Origin of the sequence: Streptomyces cellostaticus (assembly GCF_001513965.1) — a bacterium.
GTDB classification, from domain to species: Bacteria; Actinomycetota; Actinomycetes; order Streptomycetales; family Streptomycetaceae; genus Streptomyces; species Streptomyces cellostaticus.
Map to the genome: position 1 here is coordinate 13,604 of NZ_KQ948048.1, position 22,371 is coordinate 35,974.

17 protein-coding genes are annotated in these 22,371 nt (G+C 71.6%); 5 read left to right on the forward strand and 12 right to left on the reverse strand.

The features are described 5' to 3' along the window. Positions 1 to 168: 168 nt before the first annotated feature. Entirely contained in the window at positions 169 to 918 is a 750-nt protein-coding gene (locus AQI88_RS37170) for a phosphatase PAP2 family protein (protein WP_067008655.1), read from the forward strand. Between the two features lie 56 nt (positions 919 to 974). Here AQI88_RS37170 and AQI88_RS37175 read toward each other — a convergent pair whose 3' ends face one another. From AQI88_RS37175 to AQI88_RS37210, 8 genes are all read right to left on the reverse strand, one after another. Continuing rightward, positions 975 to 1,427 (reverse strand): hypothetical protein, encoded by a 453-nt coding sequence (locus AQI88_RS37175; protein ID WP_067008658.1) that lies wholly within the window; start codon positions 1,425 to 1,427, stop codon positions 975 to 977. A 117-nt stretch (positions 1,428 to 1,544) separates the two neighbouring features. After that, the gene (locus tag AQI88_RS37180; protein ID WP_067008661.1) at positions 1,545 to 1,910 is read right to left on the reverse strand and encodes a hypothetical protein; all 366 of its coding nucleotides are present in this window, start codon (positions 1,908 to 1,910) and stop codon (positions 1,545 to 1,547) included. Positions 1,911 to 2,053: 143 nt separating this feature from the next. Beyond that, the gene (locus tag AQI88_RS37185) at positions 2,054 to 3,484 is read right to left on the reverse strand and encodes an NAD(P)/FAD-dependent oxidoreductase (RefSeq protein WP_067008665.1); all 1,431 of its coding nucleotides are present in this window, start codon (positions 3,482 to 3,484) and stop codon (positions 2,054 to 2,056) included. Between the two features lie 22 nt (positions 3,485 to 3,506). Then, complete coding sequence (locus AQI88_RS37190) at positions 3,507 to 4,307, reverse strand: ABC transporter permease (RefSeq protein WP_067008668.1); 801 nt, start codon at positions 4,305 to 4,307, stop codon at positions 3,507 to 3,509. Next, positions 4,307 to 5,236 (reverse strand): ABC transporter permease, encoded by a 930-nt coding sequence (locus AQI88_RS37195; RefSeq protein WP_067008670.1) that lies wholly within the window; start codon positions 5,234 to 5,236, stop codon positions 4,307 to 4,309. The genes AQI88_RS37190 and AQI88_RS37195 overlap by 1 nt, the downstream gene beginning before the upstream one ends. A 2-nt stretch (positions 5,237 to 5,238) precedes the next feature. Beyond that, positions 5,239 to 6,405 carry an ABC transporter ATP-binding protein gene (locus AQI88_RS37200; RefSeq protein ID WP_067008673.1) on the reverse strand — a complete coding sequence of 389 codons (1,167 nt, stop codon included), beginning with the start codon at positions 6,403 to 6,405 and terminating at the stop codon, positions 5,239 to 5,241. Continuing rightward, a complete protein-coding gene (locus tag AQI88_RS37205; RefSeq protein WP_067008676.1) occupies positions 6,402 to 7,649 on the reverse strand; it encodes an ABC transporter substrate-binding protein in 1,248 nt (415 codons plus the stop codon). Before AQI88_RS37205 ends, AQI88_RS37200 begins: the two co-directional genes overlap by 4 nt. Positions 7,650 to 7,701: 52 nt before the next feature. Then, positions 7,702 to 9,237, reverse strand: coding sequence for a gamma-aminobutyraldehyde dehydrogenase (locus AQI88_RS37210; RefSeq protein ID WP_067008678.1), 1,536 nt, complete (start codon positions 9,235 to 9,237; stop codon positions 7,702 to 7,704). Positions 9,238 to 9,445: 208 nt separating this feature from the next. On the opposite strand from AQI88_RS37210, the gene AQI88_RS37215 reads away from it, so the two are divergent. After that, on the forward strand, positions 9,446 to 10,003 hold the full coding sequence (locus AQI88_RS37215; protein WP_067008681.1) for an NADAR family protein: 558 nt from the start codon (positions 9,446 to 9,448) through the stop codon (positions 10,001 to 10,003). A gap of 57 nt (positions 10,004 to 10,060) precedes the next feature. Here AQI88_RS37215 and AQI88_RS37220 read toward each other — a convergent pair whose 3' ends face one another. Beyond that, the gene (locus tag AQI88_RS37220) at positions 10,061 to 10,792 is read right to left on the reverse strand and encodes a DUF4190 domain-containing protein (protein WP_067008684.1); all 732 of its coding nucleotides are present in this window, start codon (positions 10,790 to 10,792) and stop codon (positions 10,061 to 10,063) included. Between the two features lie 145 nt (positions 10,793 to 10,937). Here AQI88_RS37220 and AQI88_RS37225 point away from each other — a divergent pair, with 145 nt between their 5' ends. Next, positions 10,938 to 12,059, forward strand: coding sequence for an adenosine deaminase (locus tag AQI88_RS37225; RefSeq protein WP_244184499.1), 1,122 nt, complete (start codon positions 10,938 to 10,940; stop codon positions 12,057 to 12,059). A 62-nt stretch (positions 12,060 to 12,121) separates the two neighbouring features. Next, complete coding sequence (locus AQI88_RS37230) at positions 12,122 to 12,808, forward strand: glycerophosphodiester phosphodiesterase (RefSeq protein ID WP_067008690.1); 687 nt, start codon at positions 12,122 to 12,124, stop codon at positions 12,806 to 12,808. A gap of 32 nt (positions 12,809 to 12,840) precedes the next feature. On the opposite strand, the gene AQI88_RS37235 is transcribed toward AQI88_RS37230, so the two are convergent. Next, a complete protein-coding gene (locus AQI88_RS37235) occupies positions 12,841 to 14,529 on the reverse strand; it encodes an RNA polymerase sigma factor (RefSeq protein ID WP_067008692.1) in 1,689 nt (562 codons plus the stop codon). A gap of 274 nt (positions 14,530 to 14,803) precedes the next feature. On the opposite strand from AQI88_RS37235, the gene AQI88_RS37240 reads away from it, so the two are divergent. Further along, positions 14,804 to 15,949 carry a serine hydrolase domain-containing protein gene (locus AQI88_RS37240; protein ID WP_067008695.1) on the forward strand — a complete coding sequence of 382 codons (1,146 nt, stop codon included), beginning with the start codon at positions 14,804 to 14,806 and terminating at the stop codon, positions 15,947 to 15,949. Here AQI88_RS37240 and AQI88_RS37245 read toward each other — a convergent pair. Then, a complete protein-coding gene (locus AQI88_RS37245) occupies positions 15,928 to 16,452 on the reverse strand; it encodes a hypothetical protein (protein ID WP_067008698.1) in 525 nt (174 codons plus the stop codon). The genes AQI88_RS37240 and AQI88_RS37245 overlap by 22 nt on opposite strands. Positions 16,453 to 16,509: 57 nt before the next feature. Further along, the gene (locus AQI88_RS48675) at positions 16,510 to 22,332 is read right to left on the reverse strand and encodes a WD40 domain-containing protein (RefSeq protein WP_067008701.1); all 5,823 of its coding nucleotides are present in this window, start codon (positions 22,330 to 22,332) and stop codon (positions 16,510 to 16,512) included. Positions 22,333 to 22,371: the final 39 nt, after the last annotated feature.

Genomic DNA, 22,371 nt, shown 5'->3' on the forward strand with positions numbered 1-22,371 from the left:
GGGCCTGACGGCTCCGGGATCTCCTCACCGATCGGACGGTCGCCGCCCCAAACCCCCCGGGGCGCGCGACGTCCCGATCCGGTCGGCCGCCTCGGAACCACCCCCCCTGTTCCGGGGCGGCCGACCTCCTTCCTCACTTTCCGGTCCGGACCTGCGAAGCTGGGGCCCGTGTCGACCTCACCGGATCCGCGTCTCACACACGCCCTCCTGGGCCTCTTCCCGGCCGTCCTGCTCGCCCTGATCACCTGGCAGGTCGTCGTCCACGGCCCGCTCCTCGGCCTGGACGCGCGGCTGAGCCGGACGCTCGTCCACCCGGACCGGTTCTCCGAACTCCTCTCCGACCTCGGCAACGTCCAGATCGCCGTGCCGGTGCTCGTCGTCGCCCTGGCCCATTCCGCCTGGCGTGGCCGTGCCACCGGGACGGACCGGTGGTGGCTGCCGCCCGCCGCGGCCGCCGTACTGATGGCGCTGGTCCCGGCGATCGTCGTACCGCTGAAGGACTGGACCGCCCGGCCGGGGACCCCCGTGATGCCCCCGGCCGTCGGTTACGGCTACTTCCCCTCCGGCCATACGGCGACGGCGGCGATCGCGTACGGCTCCGCGACCCTGCTCCTCCTCCCCTGGCTCCGTTCACCCGCTGCCCGCCGGGTCCTCGTCGGCGTCTGCGCGGGCCTCGTGCTCGGGGTCTCCTACGGTCTGGTCCGCCGGGGCTGGCACTGGCCGCTGGACGTGATGGCCAGCTGGTGCCTGTGCACGGTGCTGCTGACCACCCTGTCCTTCGTGCTCAGCCGGAGCACGCGCCGGAGTTCTTCTCAGCCTCCCGGTCCGAGTACCGGCCCCGGTTCACCGGCCACGTCATCAGGCAGCGCAGAGCGGGCCACGTCCCGCAGTTCGTCTTCGTCGGCCGGGCAGGTGTAGCCGGACGCGGTGGCCGAAGTGCCGTTCGACATCCCCGTCGTCAAGGTGTGCGGGTGCTACCAGCTCTCGTCCCCGGCCGGCCCCGCCGCCGCCTCGTGCATCGCCAGTTCCAGCAGCGCCGGGTCGGTCAGCGTGCCGGAGCCGTCCGGCGGCACCAGCCAGCGCACACCCTGCGTCGCCCGGCCCGGGTACGGTACGACGATCCAGGTGCCGGGTCCGGCGGTACGGATACCGGTGCCGAGCCAGCGGGCCGCGGTGCCCGGCGGCACGAAGAAGCCCACCCGGTTGTCCCCGAAGTCGGCCAGCACCGGGCCGGGCTGGTCGAGGACGCGGGTGAGCACGTCGAGCGTGGGATAGCCGAGGTCGCCCGGCAGGATCAGCACGTCCCAGGCCTTGCCTGCGGGCAGCAGCGCGATCCCCAGGGGGTTGCGCTCCCACTCCCAGCGGCAGGCCTCGGGATCCGGTGCGACGGATGCCAGCCATTCGACCGCCGTCTTCGCCCCAGTCATGAGAAGGCCTCCCTTTCTCTCGTGAACACGGTCGCGTCACGAGGGAGAGGGAGGCCTTGCGGGGGCATTACGCGGGTTCCGGCCGCTCTTTCAGGTGAGCTGGGTCACACGATGCCGCTACTTCCCTACTTCGTGGCCGGGCCCGGTGCCACCGGGGGGCGCGGGCGGCGCCGGGGGCGCGGGCGGCGCCGGGGCCGGGGCCGGGGGCGCCTTCGGGTCCGTCTTGCAGTAGATGTCCCCCTTGTAGAGATGGCAGCCGGGCATGTTGTTGATGTTCTGTGGGTCGTTCTTGTGGGCGTGGCCGTGATGACTGTGGCTGACAGCCATGGTCACCGGCGCCGCCTGGGGCATCGGGGCCGCCGACGCGACCGCGGCCGGCAGCATGACCCCTCCGATGACGAGGGCCGCGGAGGCCACCGCGGTCGCCGGACCCAGACGACGCTTGGGACGAGATGCGTCGTGCGTGCGGATGATGCGAGTCATGATTGCTCCTGCCGATCCGGTGTGGAAGTCGGTGCCTCCCGGCGAGGCCCGTGCTTCCAGTACGCCGTAGCCCGGCAGAAGCGTCACGCTCCGTGAACTCGTGGCTTGACGGAGCCGTGCGGAGCGGGTAGAAGCCGGAGGCCTCAGCTGTCGAAGCCCAGCCCCAGCCGGTCCATCGCCCGCAGCCACAGATTGCGGCGGCCGCCCTGCGCGTCGGCACGGGCCAGCGACCACTTGGTGAGCGCGATACCGGTCCAGGCGAACGGCTCCGGCGGGAACGGCAGCGGCTTCTTGCGGACCATCTCCAGCTCCGTCCGCTCGGTGCGCTCCCCGTCCAGCAGGTCCAGCATCACGTCGGCGCCGAAGCGCGTGGCGCCGACGCCGAGGCCGGTGTAGCCCGCCGCGTACGCCACCTTCCCCTGGTGGGCCGTGCCGAAGAACGCCGAGAAGCGCGAGCAGGTGTCGATCGCGCCGCCCCAGGCGTGCGTGAAGCGGACGCCCTCCAGCTGCGGGAAGCAGGTGAAGAAGTGGCCGGCGAGCTTGGCGTAGGTCTCCGGGCGGTCGTCGTACTCGGCGCGCACCCGGCCGCCGTAGTGGTGGACCGCGTCGTAGCCGCCCCACAGGATCCGGTTGTCGGCGGACAGCCGGAAGTAGTGGAACTGGTTCGCCGAGTCCCCGAGGCCCTGGCGGTTCTTCCAGCCGATCGACGCCAGCTGGTCGGCAGAGAGCGGCTCGGTCATCAGCGCGTAGTCGTAGACCGGGACGGTGTAGGAGCGCACGCGCCGCAGCAGGCTCGGGAAGATGTTCGTGCCGAGCGCGACCCTGCGGGCGCGGACCGAGCCGTACGGGGTGCGTACGGTCATGCCGGCGCCGTACTGCTTCAGGCTCAGGGCGGGCGTGTGCTCGTAGACGCGCACGCCGAGCCTGATGCATGCCTGCTTCAGGCCCCAGGCCAGCTTCGCGGGGTGCAGCATGGCCACGCCCCGGCGGTCCCACAGGCCCGCCTCGAAGGTGGGCGAGGCGACCTGCTCGCGCACGGCGTCGGCGTCGAGGAACTCGATGCCGTCCGCGAGGCCCTTCTCCTCCAGCTCCCGGTGCCAGTCGCGCAGTTCCCAGGCCTGGTAGGTCTCGGTGGCGACGTCGATCTCGCCGGTGCGCTCGAAGTCGCAGTCGATGCCGTGCCGGGCGATCGCCGCCTCGATCTCGTCGAGGTTGCGCTCGCCCAGCTTCTGGAGCTGGTGGATCTCGTCCGGCCAGCGGGTGAGGCCGTTGGGCAGGCCGTGGGTGAGGGAGGCGGCGCAGAAGCCGCCGTTGCGGCCCGAGGCGGCCCAGCCCACCTCGCGCCCTTCCAGCAGCACCACATCGCGTTGCGGATCGCGCTCCTTGGCGTTGAGCGCGCTCCACAGTCCGCTGTAGCCGCCGCCGACGACCAGCAGGTCGCAGGTCTCGGAGCCGGTGAGGGCGGGCTCGACGGGCGGCTTGCCGGGGTCTTCCAGCCAGTACGGGACCGGCTGGGCTTCGGAAAGAGAGGCGATCCAGTTGTCTTTGCCACGACTCATGGCGCTTGGGGCCATGATTTCAACTCCCTACAGAGCTTTATGCCTTTTGGCTGTTACGGCGGTTGGTGATGAGCATCGAGACCAGGACGAACAGTACGGCGACCAGGAACATGGCCGTACCGATGACATTGATCTGAACGGGGGTTCCGCGCTGCGCCGAACCCCATACGAACATGGGGAAGGTGACGGTCGAGCCCGCGTTGAAATTGGTGATGATGAAATCGTCGAAAGAGAGCGCGAAGGACAGCAGCGCGCCCGCGGCGATTCCGGGTGCCGCGATCGGCAGGGTGACCCGCAGGAAGGTCTGCACCGGGCCCGCGTACAGGTCCCGGGCGGCCTCCTCCAGGCGCGGGTCCATCGACATCACGCGCGCCTTGACGGCGGTGACGACGAAGCTGAGGCAGAACATGATGTGCGCGATCAGGATCGTGTAGAAGCCCAGCTGAGCACCCATGTTGAGGAACAGGGTGAGCAGCGAGGCGGCCATCACGACCTCGGGCATCGCCATCGGCAGGAAGATCAGCGAGTTGACGGCGCCGCGCGCGCGGAAGCGGTAGCGGACCAGCGCGAAGGCGATCATCGTGCCGAGGACGGTCGCGCCGATCGTCGCCCAGACGGCGATCTGGAGGCTGATGGACAGCGAGCCGCACATGTCGGCGACGCCGCACGGGTCCTTCCAGGCGTCCGTGGAGAACTGCTGCCACTCGTAGTTGAAGCGCCCCTTCGGCTTATTGAAGGAGAACACCGTCACGATGACGTTCGGCAGCAGCAGATAGGAGAGCGTCAGCACTCCCGCGATGACGACGAGATGGCGCTTGAGCCAGGTGACGAAAGGCATCAGACCAGATCCTCCGTCCCGGACCGGCGGATGTAGACCGTGACCATGAACAGGATCGCGGCCATGAGGATGAAGGAAAGGGCGGCCGCCGTCGGATAGTCCAGGATGCGCAGGAACTGCGTCTGGATGACGTTGCCGATCATGCGGGTGTCGGTCGAGCCGAGGAGTTCGGCGTTGACGTAGTCACCGGCCGCCGGGATGAAGGTCAGCAGCGTGCCGGAGACCACGCCCGGCATCGACAGCGGGAAGGTCACCTTGCGGAAGGTGGTCCACGGCTTGGCGTACAGGTCGCCGGCCGCCTCGTGCAGCCGCCCGTCGATCCGCTCCAGCGAGGTGTAGAGCGGAAGGATCATGAACGGCAGGAAGTTGTACGTCAGTCCGCACACCACCGCGAGCGGGGTGGCGAGGACGCGGTCGCCGGCCGTCCAGCCGAGGAAGCTGGTGAGGTCCAGGATGTGCAGCGAGTTCAGGGTGTGCACGATCGGGCCGTTGTCGGCGAGGATCGTCTTCCAGGCCAGGGTGCGGATCAGGAAGCTGGTGAAGAACGGCGCGATCACCAGGATCATGATCAGGTTCTTCCAGCGGCCCGCGCGGAAAGCGATCGTGTAGGCCAGCGGGTAGCCGAGCAGCAGGCACAGGATCGTCGCGGCGGCCGCGTAGAAGACCGAGCGCAGGAACTGCGGCCAGTACTCGGACAGCGCTTGCCAGTACGTGACGAAGTGCCAGGTGACCTTGTAGCCCTGCTCCAGGGACCCCGTCTGCACGGAGGTGGAGGCCTGGTAGATCATCGGCAGCGCAAAGAAGACGACCAGCCACAGGAGGCCGGGCAGCAGCAGCCAGTACGGCGTGAACCGGCCTCGCTTGCGCGGGGACTTCTTGGCGGGTTCCGCGGGGGCGAGAGGCGGGGGCGCCTCAGTGAGTGTCGACATGTCTATGCGGCCTCTTCCTCGACGGTCTCCACGCCGGCGTCGATGTCCTGGGCCGCGTCCAGGCCGAAGGTGTGCGCCGGGCTCCAGTGCAGGACGACATCGGCGCCGGGGACGAGCCGGCCGTCGCGCTCGACGTTCTGGACGTACACCGCGAGCTCGTCGCAGACCGGGCTGTCGATCACGTACTGCGTGGAGACACCGATGAAGCTGGCGTCGGCGATCTTGCCGGTGAGGCGGTTGCGGCCCTCCGGGATCTCCCCCGCGTCGTCGGCGTGGGTGAGGGAGATCTTCTCGGGGCGGATGCCGACCAGCACCTTGCCGCCGGCCTTCGTCGGGGCGGAACAGCGCGCCTCGGGCAGCACCAGCTTGCCGCCGCCCGCCTTGAGGACGATGTCGTCGCCGGTCTTGGAGTCGACCTCGGCCTCGATGAGGTTGGAGGTGCCGAGGAAGTTCGCGACGAAGGTGGTGTTCGGGTTCTCGTAGAGGTCGGTGGGCGAGCCGAGCTGCTCGACACGGCCCGCGTTCATCACGGCGACCGTGTCGGCCATGGTCATGGCCTCCTCCTGGTCGTGCGTGACGTGGATGAAGGTGATTCCGACCTCGGTCTGGATGCGCTTGAGCTCCAGCTGCATCTGGCGGCGCAGTTTGAGGTCGAGGGCGCCGAGCGGCTCGTCGAGGAGGAGCACCTTCGGGTGGTTGATCAGCGCACGGGCCACCGCGACACGCTGCTGCTGGCCGCCGGAGAGCTGGTGCGGCTTCTTGCGCGCCTGCTCGCCGAGCTGGACAAGGTCCAGCATCTCCTCGACCTGCTTCTTCACGCTCTTGATACCGCGCCGGCGCAGGCCGAAGGCGACGTTCTCGAAGATGTCGAGGTGCGGGAAGAGGGCGTAGGACTGGAAGACCGTGTTGACCGGCCGTTTGTACGGCGGCAGGTGCGTGACGTCCTGGTCGCCGAGGTGCACGGTGCCGCTCGTCGGCTCCTCCAGGCCCGCGATCATGCGCAGGGTGGTCGTCTTGCCGCAGCCGGAGGCGCCGAGCAGGGCGAAGAAGGAGCCCTGCGGCACGGTCAGGTCCAGCGGGCGTACGGCGGTGAAGCCGTTGGCGTAGGTCTTGCCGATCCCGGAGAGGCGGACGTCACCGCTCTTGTCTGTCGTGGTCATCGTCGTCACGCCCCTGTGAGCTTCGAGAACTTCTGCTGGTAGGCCGTCTCTTCCTTCTGCGTCAGGGCGCGGAAGGCATGGGACCTGGCCTGCATGGCCTTGTCGGGAATGATCAGCGGATTGCTCGCCGCCGACTTGTCTATCTTGGCGAGATAGGACCCCACTCCCGCGACGGGGCTCACGTAGTTGATGTATGCGGCGAGTTCGGCTGCGGGCTCGGGCTCGTAGAAGTAGTCGATGAGCCGCTCGGCGTTCGTCTTGTGACGCGCCTTGTTGGGGATCAGCATGTTGTCGGTCGACGTCATGTAGCCGCTGTCCGGGATGACGTAGCCGACGTCCGGGCTGTCCGCCTGGAGCTGGACGATGTCGCCGCCCCAGGCGATGCACGCGGCGAAGTCGCCCTTGGAGAGGTCGGACGTGTAGTCGTTGCCGGTGAAGCGGCGGATCTGGCCCTTGTCGACGGCCTTCTGGAGGCGGGCGATCACCGCGTCGAAGTCGTCGTCGGTGAACTTCGCCGGGTCCTTGCCCATGTCGAGCATGGTCATGCCGATGCTGTCGCGCATCTCGGTCAGGAAGCCGACGCGGCCCTTGAGCTTGGGGTTGTCCAGCAGGTCGGAGACCGACTTCACCTCGACGCCGTCGAGTGCCTTCTTGTTGTAGGCGATGACGGTCGAGATGCCCTGCCAGGGGTACGAGTAGGCGCGGCCCGGGTCCCAGTCGGGGGCACGGAACTGGTCCGACAGGTTGGCGAAGGCGTGCGGCAGGTTGGAAGGGTCCAGTTTCTGGACGTACCCCAGCCGGATCATCCGGGCTGCCAGCCAGTCGGTGAGCACGATGAGGTCGCGGCCGGTGTCCTGGCCGGCGGCGAGCTGCGGCTGGATCTTGCCGAAGAACTCGTCGTTGTCGTTGATGTCCTCGGTGTACTTGACCTGGATACCGGTCCGCCTGGCGAACGTGTCGAGCGTGGGATGGCGCTTGCCCTTGTCGTCCACGTCGATGTACTCGGGCCAGTTGGAGAAGTTGACGACCTTCTCCTTGGCCGAGTGGTCGTCGGCGGACACGCCGCCCTGCGTCTTGGTCGCCGCGGGGATGCCGCAGGCGCTCAGCGCCCCGAGTCCGCCGACCGTGAGCGCGCCGCCGGCGGAGGCGCGCAGCAGCGACCGGCGGGGCATGGCTGCCCGGCCGTTACGCAGACTGCGCCGCATGGCGGCCGCTTCGGCCGGGGTCAGGCGGTCGGGCTCGTACTGCTCCATGCGCGTGGTGCCCTTTCGGGAGGGATGGGCCTGGTCGGTGGCCCGGTCTTCTCTAGCGGTCCCCGAAGATGGTGCGGTGCCAGTCCTTCCTCGCCACCGCGGTGTTGTCGAACATTACGTGCTTGACCTGCGTGTACTCATCGAATGAGTACGCCGACATGTCCTTGCCGAAGCCGGACGCCTTATAGCCGCCGTGCGGCATCTCGCTGATGATCGGGATGTGGTCGTTGATCCACACACAGCCCGCCTTGATCTCGCGGGTGGCGCGATTCGCCCGGTAGACGTTGCTGCTCCACGCGGAGGCCGCGAGGCCGTACGGGGTGTCGTTGGCCAGCCGGATGCCTTCATCATCCGTGTCGAACGGCAGTACGACCAATACAGGACCGAAGAGCTCGGACTGGACGATCTCGCTGTCCTGGGCCGCGTCGGCAATCAGGGTCGGCCGGTAGTAGGCGCCGTCCTCGAGGTCCCCCTGCGGGGCCTCGCCGCCGGTCACCACGCGCGCGTAGGCACGCGCACGGTCCACGAAGCCGGCGACGCGGTCGCGCTGGACGTGCGAGATAAGCGGGCCGAGGTCGGTGCCGGGAGCGAACGGGTCCCCGAGCCGCACGGTCTCCATCAGGGTGGCCGTCCGCTCCACGAAGGCCTCGTAGAGCGGCCGCTGCACGTACGCGCGCGTGGCGGCCGTGCAGTCCTGCCCGGTGTTGATGAGCGCGCCCGCGACCGCGCCGTTGACGGCGGCCTCCAGGTCGGCGTCGTCGAAGACGACGAAGGGGGCCTTGCCGCCCAGCTCCAGGTGGAGGCGCTTGACGGTGGCGGTGGCGATCTCGGCGACCCGCTTGCCGACGGGGGTGGACCCGGTGAAGGAGGTCATGGCCACGTCGGGATGCCCGACGAGGTGCTCGCCGGCCTCCTTGCCGGTCCCGGTGACGATGTTGATCACGCCGTCCGGGATGCCCGCGTCCGTGGCGGCCTGGGCGAACAGCAGCGAGGTCAGCGGGGTCAGCTCGGCGGGCTTGAGGACGATGGTGTTGCCCGCGGCGATCGCCGGGAGGATCTTCCAGGCGGCCATCTGGAGGGGGTAGTTCCAGGGCGCGATCGACCCGACGACACCGATGGGCTCGCGCCGGACGTACGACGTGTGGTCGCCCGAGTACTCACCGGCGGACTGTCCCTGCAGGTGCCGGGCCGCGCCCGCGAAGAAGGCGGTGTTGTCGATGGTGCCCGGCACGTCGAACTCGCGGGTCAGCTTCAGCGGCTTGCCGCACTGCAGGGACTCGGCGCGGGCGAAGTCCTCGGCGCGCTCGGCGAGCACGGCGGCGAAGCGGTGCAGGACGTCGGAGCGCTCGCCCGGGGTGGTGGAGGACCAGCCCCAGAAGGCCTCGCGCGCGGCGGCGACGGCCGCGTCGACGTCGTCGGTGCCGGCCAGCTCGTAGGTGTACACCTCCTCGCCGGTGGCGGGGTCGACCACGGCGTGGGTACGGCCCGAGGTGCCCTTCGTCAGGCGGCCCGCGATGAACTGCGCGCCGTCTGCAAAGCGCTCCTGCGCGGGGAATCGTTCCGGGGTGGCGGTGCCCGGGTTGTGCATGTCGCTCTCCTCCGCCGTTCGCCCCGTCCCGGGGGTGGGTGGCGTAGCTCCAGCTCGATTTGACTGCCGATCCTGACAGAGCAATAGGACTCCAACAAGTGATTCCGTTGTTGCCTTTTGGTTACGCGACGGAATCTGTCGACCAGGTGTCGAGTCGGCAGGGAAAAGGGCGGACGGAGTGTCAGTGGTGCGTGCCAGACTCGCGTGCATGGGGAAGATCGACGGGGTGGAAGCCCTGATCAGGGAGGTCCGGGCAGGTGCCCGGATCAAGTATCTGCACTTCTGGGGGCACCGGCCGCGGCCGGACGGCCGGATCGGCGCGAGCTGTCTGAGCCAGTGGTGGCCGTCACCGTTCGTGGTGGACGGTGTGGAATACGCGACGGCCGAGCACTGGATGATGGCCGGCAAGGCGCGGCTGTTCGGAGACGCGGAGGCCGAGCGGCGGGTGCTGGCGGCCAGGCATCCGGCCGAGGCGAAGAAGGCGGGGCGGCTGGTCCGTGACTTCGACGAGGCGATATGGGAGCGGGAGCGCTTCGGGATCGTCGTCGAGGGCAGCGTCCACAAGTTCGCGTCGGACGCCGGCCTCCGGGAGTTCCTGCTGGACACCGGTGACCGGGTCCTGGTGGAGGCGAGCCCCGTGGACCGGGTGTGGGGCATCGGCCTCGCCGCGGACGACGAGGCGGCCGCGGCCCCCGAGCGGTGGCCGGGGCCGAACCTGCTGGGCTTCGCGCTGATGGAGGCACGGGAGCGGCTGCGGCGCGCATGACAGCGGCCCGCCCGCTCGCGCCAAAGGGGGCGAGCGGGCGGGCCGCGCGGGCCGGGGTCAGCCCCGGGTCAGCACGGGTGCGGACACCCGGGGGGCCGAGTTGTAGGACGGGCCGGAGTCCGTGTCGTGGTTCTTGCCGTCCTTGATGGCGAAGGCGATGGCGACGGCAAGGAAGGCGATGATGGCGATGCCGAGGACGATCCCGATGATGCCCGTGATAAGGCCCGCCTGGGCCTGACCGTGGTTGGTGGCCTCGCCGCGCTCGGCCCGCCTCTTCCCCTTGACGCCGAGGATCACGGCTATGACGCCGAGCACGAGGGAGACCACACCGTAGAGGCAGAACAGGCAGCAGGACAGGATGCCGAGCACCATCGCCGCGGTGCCCGTGCCGTTCTGCGGGGCCATCGGCATACCGGGCCAGCCGTACCCCTGCGGGTAGCCGGGGTAGCCGTACCCGCCCGGCGCCGCCGGGCCCGCCGCGCCGGGGGCGCCGGGAGCTGGGGGCGCGACCGGCGGAGGCGGCACGGCGGATTCGCTCCAGCCCTGGCCCTGGCCCTGACTCTGGCCCGGGGCTGCGCCGGGCGGGCCGAAGCCGGGCGCGCCGAAGCCGCTGCCGGGCATGGACATCATGGTGGCCTGGTCGTGCAGGGACGGCGGCCGCACCGGGGGCTGCTGGTCCTGCACAGGAGGCTGCGGCGCGCCCTTGTCCAGCGACGGCTTGCTCTCGGGCGGCGCCCACGGGTCGAAGCCCGCTCCCTCGCCCGCGCCCGGCTGCGTCCGGTCCGTCACGTCCCCATCCCCCTCGGTCGATCGTCCGGTCATGGTAAAGCCTCGCCTCCGCAGCTCCGCGGCCCGCCCCGGGTCCGTCAGCGACGCCCGCAGGCCTGTCCGGGCAGCCCCGGCGCCACCGCCGCCGCACCGGGCCCGGCCTAGGATGATCCCGCATCACCGATCAGCCGATCACCTGCGCCCGCACCACGGAGCTCGCTCCGCGGGCGCCGTTCCCGGGGAGGAACCCTTGACCGACCGCGATCTGCACACCTTCATCGCCGGACTGCCCAAGGCCGAGCTGCACGTCCACCACGTGGGCTCCGCCTCCCCGCGCATCGTCTCGGAGCTGGCCGCCCGCCACCCCGACTCCAAGGTCCCCACCGACCCCGAGGCGCTGGTCGACTACTTCACGTTCACGGACTTCGCGCACTTCATCGACGTGTACCTGTCCGTCGTGGACCTGATCCGCACCCCGGAGGACGTACGGCTGCTGACCTACGAGGTGGCCCGTGACCTGGCCCGGCAGCAGGTGCGGTACGCCGAGCTGACCATCACCCCGTTCTCCTCGACCCGGCGCGGCATCGACGAGCTGGGCTTCATGGCCGCGATCGAGGACGCGCGCAAGGCGGCCGAGGCGGAGTTCGGGACCGTACTGCGCTGGTGCTTCGACATCCCCGGCGAGGCCGGTCTGGAGGCCGCGGAGGAGACCACCCGCCTCGCCACCGACGACCGGATCCGCCCGGAGGGCCTGGTGTCGTTCGGGCTCGGCGGGCCCGAGATCGGCGTACCCCGGCCGCAGTTCAAGCCGCACTTCGACCGGGCCATCGCCGCCGGTCTGCGCTCCGTCCCGCACGCCGGGGAGACCACCGGCCCCGAGACGGTGTGGGACGCACTGACCGAGCTGCGCGCCGAGCGCATCGGGCACGGCACCAGCTCCGCGCAGGACCCCAGGCTGCTCGCCCACCTCGCCGAGCACCGCATCCCGCTGGAGGTCTGCCCGACCTCCAACATCGCCACCCGCGCGGTGCGCACCCTCGACGAGCACCCGATCAAGGAGTTCGCCGCGGCCGGCGTGCTGGTCACGATCAACTCCGACGACCCGCCGATGTTCGGCACCGACCTCAACACCGAGTACGCGGTGGCCGCCCGCCTCCTCGACCTGGACGAGCGGGGCCTGGCCGACCTCGCCAAGAACGCCGTCGAGGCGTCCTTCCTGGACACGGCGGGCAAGGCCCGGATCGCGCAGGAGATCGACACGTACACCACCAGCTGGCTCGCCCCCTGAGCCCTGCGCGATGATCTGAGCCCTGCACAATGATCACGGGTGCCATGGCCACAATGGGGGTCATGCAGACCGTGACCGCCGTGGCCCACCGCGGCGACCCCTACCGCTTCCGAGAGAACACCGTCGGCTCACTGCGCTCCGCGCTCGACCAGGGCGCGGACGCGGTGGAGATCGACGTACGGCTCACCCGCGACGGCGTCCCCGTGCTGCTGCACGACGAGACGCTTCAGCGGCTGTGGGAACACGACCGGCCCCTGCTCTCGCTGTCGGCCGACGAGGTGCGCGGGCTCACGGCGGGCGGGGTGCCGACGCTGGAAGAGGCCCTGGCCGCGACCGACGGCAGCCGGGTGATGGTGGACCTGTGCGGCCGGGTGGACCACCGGAGCGTGCAGAAGATCATGGACGTCGTACGGCAGGCCGGGGCCCGCGACCGCGTCTACTACTGCGCGCACGCCGAGGCCATGCTCGCCGTCCGCGCCGCCGATCCGTCCGCCGAGATCGCCCTGACCTGGACCAGCCTGGCTCCGCCGCGCCCCGCACTGCTGGCGGCGATCCACCCCCGCTGGCTCAACTACCGCTTCTCCCTGATCGACCACGACCTGGCGACCCGCGTCCACCACGACGGCTACCTCCTGTCCGTCTGGACCCCGGACACCCGCCGCTCCCTGCGCCGCCTCCTCACCCTGGGCGTCGACTCGATCACCACCAACCGCATCGACGCCCTGCACGCCCTGCGCAACGGCGGCTAGCCGCCCCAGGTGGTCATGGCCGCGCAGGAGCGCTACACGCGTGAGCGCTGCGGCACGGTCGCCGGGTCGGCGGGGGTGGTGCGGGTGACGTACTGCGGGACGGGTGCCGAGTCCCTGCCGGTGTCGCGGACCAGGCCGTAGCGCTTCGCGCCCTGGGCGGGGCCGGTCGTGATGTCCTTCTCCACGGCGTCCCGGGTGGTCGGGAAGACGCTCAGGCCGTAGTCGGCGCCGCGCTCGTTCTGGGTGAGGGTGACGCTGCCGTCGAGGTAGAAGTACTCGTTCTGCCACATCTGCTGGGTGCCGGCCGGCAGGACGGCGTAGCCGATGGCCGGGTTGCCCATGCCGGTGGCGGTGGAGTCGGTGCTGCTGACGGGGTCGTCCATGCGGCGGCCGCCGCCCGAGGCCACGTGGAAGAGCTTGCCCTTCAGTCCGGTCCAGCTCGGCATGACGACGCTGCCGGCCCGGTACTGCGGCGAGATCTGCCAGCGGACGAGCACATAGCCCTGGCCGCTGAGCGTCACGCTCTCCCCACGGTGGTTCATGACGGCGTGCGCGCCGCCGGTGCTGGTGATGCGGGTCTCGGGCCGGTGGGGCAGCGCCGCCGGGGGCGTGTCCGGGTCGGGCGCCCGGTCGACGGCGTCGACGACCGTGCCGTAGGCGTCCGCCTGCCGGGTCGGTGACGGGGTGGGCGAGAGGGCGGAGGGCGAGAGGGCGGAGGGCGGGGAAGCCGAGGCGGCCGGGGGCCGCAGGGTCGTGGGTGCCGCCGTGGGGGCCGGTGCCGTTCGGGCGGGCGGTGTGCCGGGGGTCCGTACGACGACGTAGGCGCCGCCCGCGACGAGGGTCGCGCCCGCCGTCACGGCCACGGCGGGCTTGGTCAGGGCACCCAGCACCTTGGCGGACCAGCCGACGGTGGTGGCCACGGCCGCCGTCTTGCCGCCGAAGGCCAGCGACAGGGTGAAGCCGGCCGGTACGGGCACGAGGGCGATCCCGGCGATGAGCCGCTCGGCGGGCACGACGGGCTCGTGGGCGTCGCCGCAGTAGCCGCAGCCCCGGATGTGCCGGGCGAGCCGCTTGCGCCACACCGAGTCGGGCCGGCCCGGCCAGCGGGCGGTCAGCTCGCGCAGCTCGGGGCAGGCCCCTGCCAGGGCGCGCACGATGCCCCGGGAGGTCTCCAGGCGCGCCTTCATCCGCTGGACGCGGACGGCGGCGTGCTGCCGGCTGATGCCGACGGCCGCCGCCAGCTCGCGCCGGGTCAGTTCGCCGGCCACCTCCAGCCACCACAGCGACAGCAGCTGCCGGTCCTCGGCGTCCAGCCAGCGCACGGCCTCCGCGACCTCGCGCCGCTGGCCCTCCAACTGGAGCCGTAGCACGGCCAGTTCGGCGAAGTCACCGGTGTCGTGCGGGGTGCCCTCGACCGGCCGGCGCGCCTTCCCCTTTCGCGCCCGGTCGCGGATCTGCCGCATGGCGATGGCCATCAGCCAGGACCGGAAGCTGTCCGGGTCGCGGAGCGTGCCGAGGCTGTCGACGGCGCGGAGCATGGTCTCCTGGACAACGTCGTCGACGTCTGCGTGGCCGTTCAGGGCGCGGCCGACGACGTTGTAGACCAGCGGCAGCCAGCCCTGGAGCAGTTCCTCCAGCGCGCGCCGGTCACCGGCCTGCGCGGCCGCCACGGTGGCATGCCACTGCCGCCCGTCCAGGTCTGCCCTCGTGCCCGCGTTCATGCCCGCACCCTCTCAGCCGGGGCCGGGCCGCCTGCAATGTCGGGGATCACACTCCGGAGACGGATCGCGCGGCCCACGGATAACACTTTTTGCGCGCTCCGGGGGGTGTCAGAACCGCTGCAGTAGGGGGCGCCCCTGACAACTCCCGTATTTTCCCGGCGCATTGCCCGGGGGCCGCTCAGGGTCGGCTCCCCTCCTCACCGACGATCCGGTGAGCGCAGCGGAGCCGGAGGGTGATCACGAACCTTCACCGCGATCTCCTCGAGGAGCCAGAATGCGCCGCACCGACCGCGCCACCCTCCTTGCCGCCGGTCTCGTCCTCGCTCTGGCCGCCGGCCCGGTGGCCGCCCCCGCGTTCGCCGTGCCCCAGCGGACCGCGACCGCCACGGCGAGCAGCACGACGACTGGTCCGGACGCCGAGGCCCTGGCCGCGGCGATCTCCGGGCTGCCCGACCATGACGCCACCGCCGCGGTCCTCCGCGTCGGCGGCACGGGGACGTGGCGCGGGACGGCCGGAGTGCGGGACGTGCGGACCGGGGCGCCGGTACTGGAGAACGGACGCTTCCGGGCCGGTTCGGTGACGAAGGTGGTCACCGCGGCGATCGTGCTGCAACTGGCCTCGGAGGGCCGCATCGACCTCGACGGCACCGTGCAGCAGTATCTGCCGGGCCTGCTCACCGAGGGCTTCCGGCCGATCACTGTGCGGGAGTTGCTGAACTACACCAGCGGCCTGCGGCCCGGTGCGTCCCTCGGCGACACGGTCGAGGACGGGTACCCGCACCGCTTCGAGAAGCTGACACCCCGGCAGGTCGTCGCGGCTTCCGTCGCCCAGGGTCCGGCGTACGAGCCGGGCACCCACCAGGAGTACGACAACATCCACTACACCGTGCTCGGCATGCTCATCGAGAAGGTGACCGGCGACTCGTACGCGCACCAGGCCGCGGTGCGGATCTTCCGGCCGCTCGGGATGCGGGACAGCTCGTTCCCCGTCGGAGCCGACCCCCGTATCCACGGACCGCACAACCACGGATACGACTGGATCGACGGCAGGCTGACGGACGTGACCGACTGGAACATGTCCGACCGCTGGGCGGCCGGCGACATGATCTCCACGACCGCCGACCTGGAGAAGCTGCTGGTGGGGCTGTTCCGCGGCCGGGTCGTGCCCGAGCCGCAGCTGAAGGAGATGTTCACGCTTCCCGACGTGCCCGGTGCGCGGTACGGCGCGGCGCTGGAGCGGTTCGAGCTGAACGGCAAGGTGATCTGGGGCAAGACCGGCTCACGGCCCGGCTACGCCACGGTGATCGCCGCCACCCCCGACCTCACCCGCACCCTGGTCTACTCGGTCGACTCCACCGACGCCAAGGGCGACGGCCAGGGCGTCGCCCAGCGCTTCGGCTACCCCGCGTTCAACCGCTGACCCGTCCCCTGGGTCAACGTCTCCAGCCGCTTGATCTTCTGCCGTACGACGTACAGCGGGACGACCCCGAACACCCCGAAGGACATGTCGATCAGCGACCACCAGAAGGGGATCCCGCGGATCGGGCCGCAGATCAGGGCGAGCGGGATGATGCCGGCGCAGGCGATCATCGCGAACTCGACGACCCAGATGTTGCGGACCGGGTCGCGGTACGGCCCGTAGAAGGCGACCGCGATGACGAGGTGGGCGAACGCCAGCCAGTCCGTGCCGTACAGCACGAAGGGGTACTTGGCGTCGACGGTGTCCAGCCCCTGCCGCACCCGCGAGATCCAGGCCATCAGTCCCGGCAGGTGCTCCGGCACGGAAAGGGACCGCAGCACGTCCTCGGTCCAGCGCAGTTCGTGCACCAGCGGGAAGGCGGTGGCCCCGCTGAGCACCAGGCACACCACGAAGGAGACCAGCCAGACGCGAATGCCCTTGAGCAGGGCGGCTCTGTCGCTCATGGCAGGAGCGTACGCCTGGAATTGAACATGTTCAAAACCGGTTTCCCCGGTGCGTGATCACCCCAATGGCTCGTCCAGTGGGACCTGCCGCACGCCCGGCAGATGCCCGTCGAGTTCACCGGGCTCGAAGCGGCACATGCCGACCGCGTGCCAGAACTCGCCGGTGACGTCTCCCTCGTACTTGTAGCCGCCGGAGGGTGACAGGGCGGCCCAGCCCCCCGGCATGCCGACGAGGGTGACGCGCAGGGTGGGCGGGGCGTCGGCGGGGACGTTCCACAGCCGTACCGTGCCGTCCTCGCCACCGCTGGCCAGCAGGGAGCCGTCGGGGCTGAAGGCGACGGCCAGCACACGGCCCGTGTGGCCGGTGAGCACGGCGACCGGGGTGCCGGTGCGCGGATCCCACAGGCGGACCGTCCGGTCGTCGCCCGCCGTCGCCAGCAGTGGCCGCAGCGGATGCACCGCGGCCGTCCACAGCTTGCCGGTGTGACCGGTCAGGCGGTGGTCGATCCCGCCGTCCCGCCAGATCACCGCCGTACCGTCCCACGAGGCGCTGGCCAGCCAGGAGCCGTCGGGTGCGAACGCCACGGCGTACACCCGGTCCTGGTGTCCGTCGAGGACGCCGGCGATCCGGCGGTCGGCCATGTCCCAGATGCGCACCTTGCGGTCGTCGCACCCGGTGGCGAGGACCGCGCCGTCATCGCGGAAGGCGATCGCGCGGACCCGGCCGTAGTGCTCGGTGATGGTGGCCACGTGCGCTCCGGTCGCCCGGTACCAGAGCCGTACCGTGTCGTCGTCGTTGGCGGTGGCCAGCAGTTCGCCGTCCGCGCTGAACGCCTCGGCCCACACATGGTCCGTCTCCACGTCCAGCTCACGCTGGTACTCGCCGGTGGCGGCGTTCCACAGGTAGATGTCGCCGTCGCTGCTCGCGGTGGCCAGCAGAGGTCCGGCGGGGCCGAACGCCGCCGACACCAGGCGGTCGCTCTGCCCGGTCAGTTCGCGCAGCCGCCGGCCGGAGGCGGAGTGCCACACGCGGACGACGCCGTCGTTGCCGCCTGCCGCCAGCATCGAGCCGTCGGCGCTGAAGGACAGGGTGCCGATGCGGCGTCCGTGGCCGCGCAGGATGCGCCTGCCCTGGCCGGTGGACGGATCCCAGAGGCGGACGACTCCGTCGTTGCCGCCCGTCACCAGCAGCGGGCCGGCGCCCGGGGCGGGCGTGTCGCCGTGCGGCCGGAACTTGCACACCCAGACCGAGCCGCGGTGCTCGGCGGGCTGCCGGTTCAGCGGTACGGCGACCGGGTCGGACTCCGGGTCGATCCGCCACAGCCGGACCACTCCGGCGCTGTCCCCGGCGGCGAGCTGTGTCCCGTCGGGGTCGAACAGCACCTGGTAGACGGCGCCGCGGCAGCCGCCCAGCAGCCCGGCGCTGCGCCCGGCGGCCAGGTCCCACAGCCGCACCTCGCCGTCGGTGTCGCCGCTGACCAGGAACCGGCCGCCGGGGTGGAAGTCCAGCGTGTAGACGCGCCCGGAGTGGCCGGTGAACTCGTGCCGCTGGGTCCCCGTGGCGAGGTCCCACACCCGGACGGTGCCGTCGCGCCGTTCGTCGCCGCGGTCGCCCGTGGCCAGCAGGGTGCCGTCCGGGCTGAACCGCGCCCGGTACACCGCGCTGTGGTGCCCGGGCAGTTCGCCCGTCTGCCGTCCGGTGCTGAGGTCCCACAGGCGTACGGCGGTGGAGGCGTCCCCGGTGACCAGGGTGGTGTTGCCCGGCCCGAACGCCACGGTGTAGACGGGCGCGGTGTGTCCGGGCAGCCGGTGCAGGGGGGTGCCGGTGGCCGGGTCCCAGACGGTGACCACGCCGTCGGCGTCCCCGGTGGCCAGCAGCAGTCCGTCGGTGTCGAGGGCGACCGGCCAGACCCCGCGCGGATGGATCTCCAGCCGGTGCAGACAGCGGCCGGAGACCGGGTCCCACAGTCGTACGGTGCCGTCGGAGCTGCCGGTGGCCAGCACCCGTTCACGGAACTTGACCGCGTAGACCCGGCCGGTGTGACCCTCCAGGGTGCGCAGGGCGAGGCCGGTGGCGGCGTCGCAGACCAGCACGCCGCCGTCCTCGCTGCCCACGGCGAGCAGTTCACCGTCGGGGCTGTACGAGATGGGTTCGGGCAGCCGGCTGGTCTGCATGTCGAAGCCGTACGGGACGCCGACCGCGGAGGGCCGGAAGCCGGAGTCGACGGCCAGGCCGGGGGCGAGCGCGGCGGCGGCCAGTTCGGGGGTCCGGGCCAGGGGCCCGGTGGTCGCGGAGATCAGGGCCGCCTGCCGCCACCGCCCGCCGTCGACCCGGGCGCCGGTCAGGTCGGTACGGATCAGCCGGGCCCGCCGCAGATCGGCGCCGCGCAGGTCGGCACCGGTCAGATCCGCGCCGTCGAGCCGGGCGCCGGTCAGCCGGGCGTGCCGCAGGACGGCGCCGGAGAGGTTGGCACCGACCAGCCGGGCGTCGGTGAGGTCGGCCCGGGTGAGGTCGACGCCGGAGAAGTCGCGGTGCGAGAGGTCCTCACCGGCCAGGGCGGCGCCGCGCAGATCGGTGTGGGCGGGCACCCGCAGCCGGGTGAGGATCTTCACGGCGTTGGCGCGGCCGGCCTCGGTCCCTTCCGGTTCGTCTCCGGCGCCGCCCAGCTGCCGCTCGGCCCACTGCTGGCAGACCCGGTGGTCGGCGAGGTCGCACAGGAACTCGACGGCCAGCTGGCTCAGTTGCCGCCGGACCAGCAGCGCGGCATCCCCGGCGGTGAGCCGCTGGGCGCACTCGCGGGCGACGAGCCACTCCACCACCGAGCCGTGGATGAACCGGAACAGGCCGTCGTCGCTGCGCACCAGCAGGCTGCCGGAGCCGATGGCGTGCGCGGTCTGCGGCACCGAGAGGCGGGTGCCCGCGAGCCCGGTCAGGGTCTCGGCGACATCGGTCAGCTCGTCCAGGCGCAGCGCGTCCTGGCCGCTCTCCCACAGCCTCACGGCGAGCGCGGTGACCGCGTGCCACAGCTGGTCCAGGCTGAGTCCGGGTGCCCGGCCGGGGCCGGCGCCGGTGCGCTGTTCCTCGAAGCCCAGCCAGGCGGTGAGCACTTCCAGGTAGAGGCCGGCGGGGCTGAGCGCGCGGCCCGCGCCGGCGACCGCGCGCAGCTGGTCGTCGTCCAGGTCGGCGACGAAGCCGAGCAGCCGGGGGTTGCGGCACAGGGCGAGCAGGTCGGGGATGGCGTCGAGGAGCCGGAGCCGGCGGTCGGCGGCCTGGGCGTCGCCGTTGTAGCGGTTGACCAGGTAGGCGCGGATCTGCTGGGGGCTGAACTCCTGGACGGCCAGCACCCGGCGGTGCGGGAGCAGGCCGACGCGTTCACCGAGCGCGGTCAGCACCTGGCCCTGGGAGCGGAAGTGCTGGGTGCGGCTGCTGACCAGGATCTTGGCGCTGTCCACGGCGGAGTCCAGCAGCACCTGGAGGCGTTCGGCGGCACGGTCGTACGTCACCTGGTTGACCAGTTCGTCGAAGCCGTCGAAGAGCAGCACGATCCGGCCCTGCTGGAGCATGTACCGGAAGGCGCGCAGGTCGATGTTGTCGACGCCGTGGGCGGCGAGGTGGGCGGCGACGAGCCCCTCGAAGGAGTAGGCCCGGTCCAGGGCGTGCAGTTCCACCAGCAGCGGGACCAGGTGCGGGAGTTCGCCCGGGATCCGGCGGGCCAGCTCGCGCAGCGCGAAGGTCTTGCCGTGACCGAAGTCGCCGAGGAGCAGCAGGAAGCGCCCCTGGTCGGAGTCGAGCAGCCGGAGCATTTCATCGACCAGCCCGTCGCGGTCCTCGGCGTCGAGGCGCTCCACCTCCCGGTACCGCTGCGGCAGGTACATGCCCGGTGGATAGCGGGGGTCGGTGCGCAGCCGGTCGCTCTGCCCGGCGACGTATCCGCGCAGGTCGAGCAGGCCCTGGAACTCGGTGAAGCTGCGCACCCTGACGCCCCTGCGGCGGGCCGCGTCACGCAGCTCGTGGGCGGGCGGGCGGCCGTCGTGGACGAGTTCGGCCTCGGTCTCGGAGTCGGCGGCGTGCACGAGGGCCACGAACCGGTCGATGTCCTGCGCGGTCGGGGTGCCGGTGTGGACCGCGACCCGCTGCTGCCGCACGAAGCCCGACTGGCTCCAGGTGACCAGGAGTTGCGGCACCGGTCCGTCCACCTGGCGGATCTGGGCGCCTTCGTGGCGGGTGCGGCAGACCTCGGTGACCCGGGCCAGCAGGATCTCGGCCGGGGTCTGCAGGGCGCGCAGTTCGGGCTCGGGGAGGAGGGGGCTGTCCGGTTCCCCGGCCGGGCCCTCGGGTCCGAAGGCCCGCTGGGCCCGCCGCCACTGCACCGGGCGGCGCTGCGGCTCTCCCGGGCCCTGCCAGGTCGCGAGGCCCTCGCGGGTGACGCGGAGCAGCTGGTGCCGGCCCGGCCCGACGGCGCCGATGACCGGCACCTCGCCGGAGGCGGTGGTCAGGGCGGGCAGCGCACCCGGGTCGGTGGGGCCGTGCAGCAGAAGGTGCAGGCGGGGTGCGGTCAGCCGGGTGAGGACATCGGTGTCGCGCAGCGGTCCCGCGCCGTCGGCGGCGGTCGTGGTCCGACGGGCGCCCACCGGGCGGGCGGTGGCGCCGGGCGAGTGGCGCAGTACGCCGATGCGCAGCCACCCCTCGGTCTCGTGCGGGCGCAGGGCCTGGGCGAACCAGGCGGCCTGCTCGGGGCCGACCAGGCCGTACTGGTCGTCGCGGCGGTGGCTGTAGGCCATCGAGGAGTTCAGTCCCGCGACCACGGTGTGCAGTTCGGGCACGGGGAAGAGGGTCCAGGGCTGGTCGCTGTCGAAGACCACGTCGAGGCCCTGGTACAGCTCCTGGAAGAGCCCGGCGAAGTGCCGCCACTTGGGCCAGTACGGCGGCCGGGGCGGCATCTCGTCGGCCTCGCAGGTGCTGAAGTAGGCCTGGCAGGCCGCCTGGTTGACGTCCTGGCCGCCCGGGACGAGGGCGACCCGGTGCGGTTCGAGACCGAGCAGGGCCCGCAGCCCGGTGAGGAAGGACAGCGCCTGTTCGAACTCCCGGCGGCTACCGCTCGCGGTGAGGTCACCGGTGACCACCAGCAGATCGGGCGAGGGCGCTCCGGCGTCGGTGAGCTCCACCAGATCGCCCCAGATCGCCGCCTGCAGTTCGGCGGGGTCCTGCCCCCGGCCGAAGGCGGGCCCGGCCAGATGGAGCAGGGTGACCGCCTCCCGCCCCCGGGCCTCTCCGGAGACCCGCGGGTACGACGGCGGGGCGGCGGGCCTGCGCCGCCCGCCCCAGCCGGACTGGCCGAGCGGCCGTCCGGAGGACGGAAGGGACGGCACGGACGGCGCCGACGGGAACGGCCGGCCGTTCCCGCCCGGGTAGTCGGGGCGCAGGGCGGGCCGGGCGCGGCCGTCGAGCGCCTGGCGGACGCGGGTGAGCAGCAGATCGCGGGCGGCCGACGGGTCGGCGACCGGGACCAGGTCGACATAGGTGATGGTGGCCAGCAGCCCCTCCACCGGAATGTCCTCGACCCGCACGGTGAGCAGTCTTCGCTCCGGCGCGTCCGGATCCGCCCGCAAGGCCGCCTGCCACTCCATCCGGCCGTACCGGGAGCGCTCGTAGTTGCGCGAGAGTACGGCGATGACGGCGGCGGACTCGCTGACGCCCCTGTCCATGAAGTCGACGAAGTTCGTGCCCGGCACGAAGTCCCAGGCCTGGAGGACGGTGCGGTATCCCGCCTCCTCCAGTGTCCAGGCGATCCAGGACGCCCAGCGTTCGTCCGCCGGTGAGTAACTGATGAAGAAATCCAATGGCCCGGTGTCCCCCGGGGTGATCTGACGAGCCACCATGTATCCATTGTGCCGTGAGAAGACAGGCCGATACCGTTC

Excerpts from the sequence above, each read along its gene's own strand:
- AQI88_RS37175 (WP_067008658.1), bottom strand. The coding sequence starts at position 1,427 with ATGACTGGGGCGAAGACGGCGGTCGAATGGCTGGCATCCGTCGCACCG.
- AQI88_RS37180 (WP_067008661.1), bottom strand. The coding sequence starts at position 1,910 with ATGACTCGCATCATCCGCACGCACGACGCATCTCGTCCCAAGCGTCGT.
- AQI88_RS37185 (WP_067008665.1), bottom strand. The coding sequence starts at position 3,484 with ATGGCCCCAAGCGCCATGAGTCGTGGCAAAGACAACTGGATCGCCTCT.
- AQI88_RS37190 (WP_067008668.1), bottom strand. The coding sequence starts at position 4,307 with ATGCCTTTCGTCACCTGGCTCAAGCGCCATCTCGTCGTCATCGCGGGA.
- AQI88_RS37195 (WP_067008670.1), bottom strand. The coding sequence starts at position 5,236 with ATGTCGACACTCACTGAGGCGCCCCCGCCTCTCGCCCCCGCGGAACCC.
- AQI88_RS37205 (WP_067008676.1), bottom strand. The coding sequence starts at position 7,649 with ATGGAGCAGTACGAGCCCGACCGCCTGACCCCGGCCGAAGCGGCCGCC.
- AQI88_RS37210 (WP_067008678.1), bottom strand. The coding sequence starts at position 9,237 with ATGCACAACCCGGGCACCGCCACCCCGGAACGATTCCCCGCGCAGGAG.
- AQI88_RS37215 (WP_067008681.1), top strand. The coding sequence starts at position 9,446 with ATGGGGAAGATCGACGGGGTGGAAGCCCTGATCAGGGAGGTCCGGGCA.
- AQI88_RS37225 (WP_244184499.1), top strand. The coding sequence starts at position 10,938 with ATGATCCCGCATCACCGATCAGCCGATCACCTGCGCCCGCACCACGGA.
- AQI88_RS37230 (WP_067008690.1), top strand. The coding sequence starts at position 12,122 with ATGCAGACCGTGACCGCCGTGGCCCACCGCGGCGACCCCTACCGCTTC.
- AQI88_RS37235 (WP_067008692.1), bottom strand. The coding sequence starts at position 14,529 with ATGAACGCGGGCACGAGGGCAGACCTGGACGGGCGGCAGTGGCATGCC.
- AQI88_RS37240 (WP_067008695.1), top strand. The coding sequence starts at position 14,804 with ATGCGCCGCACCGACCGCGCCACCCTCCTTGCCGCCGGTCTCGTCCTC.
- AQI88_RS37245 (WP_067008698.1), bottom strand. The coding sequence starts at position 16,452 with ATGAGCGACAGAGCCGCCCTGCTCAAGGGCATTCGCGTCTGGCTGGTC.
- AQI88_RS48675 (WP_067008701.1), bottom strand. The coding sequence starts at position 22,332 with ATGGTGGCTCGTCAGATCACCCCGGGGGACACCGGGCCATTGGATTTC.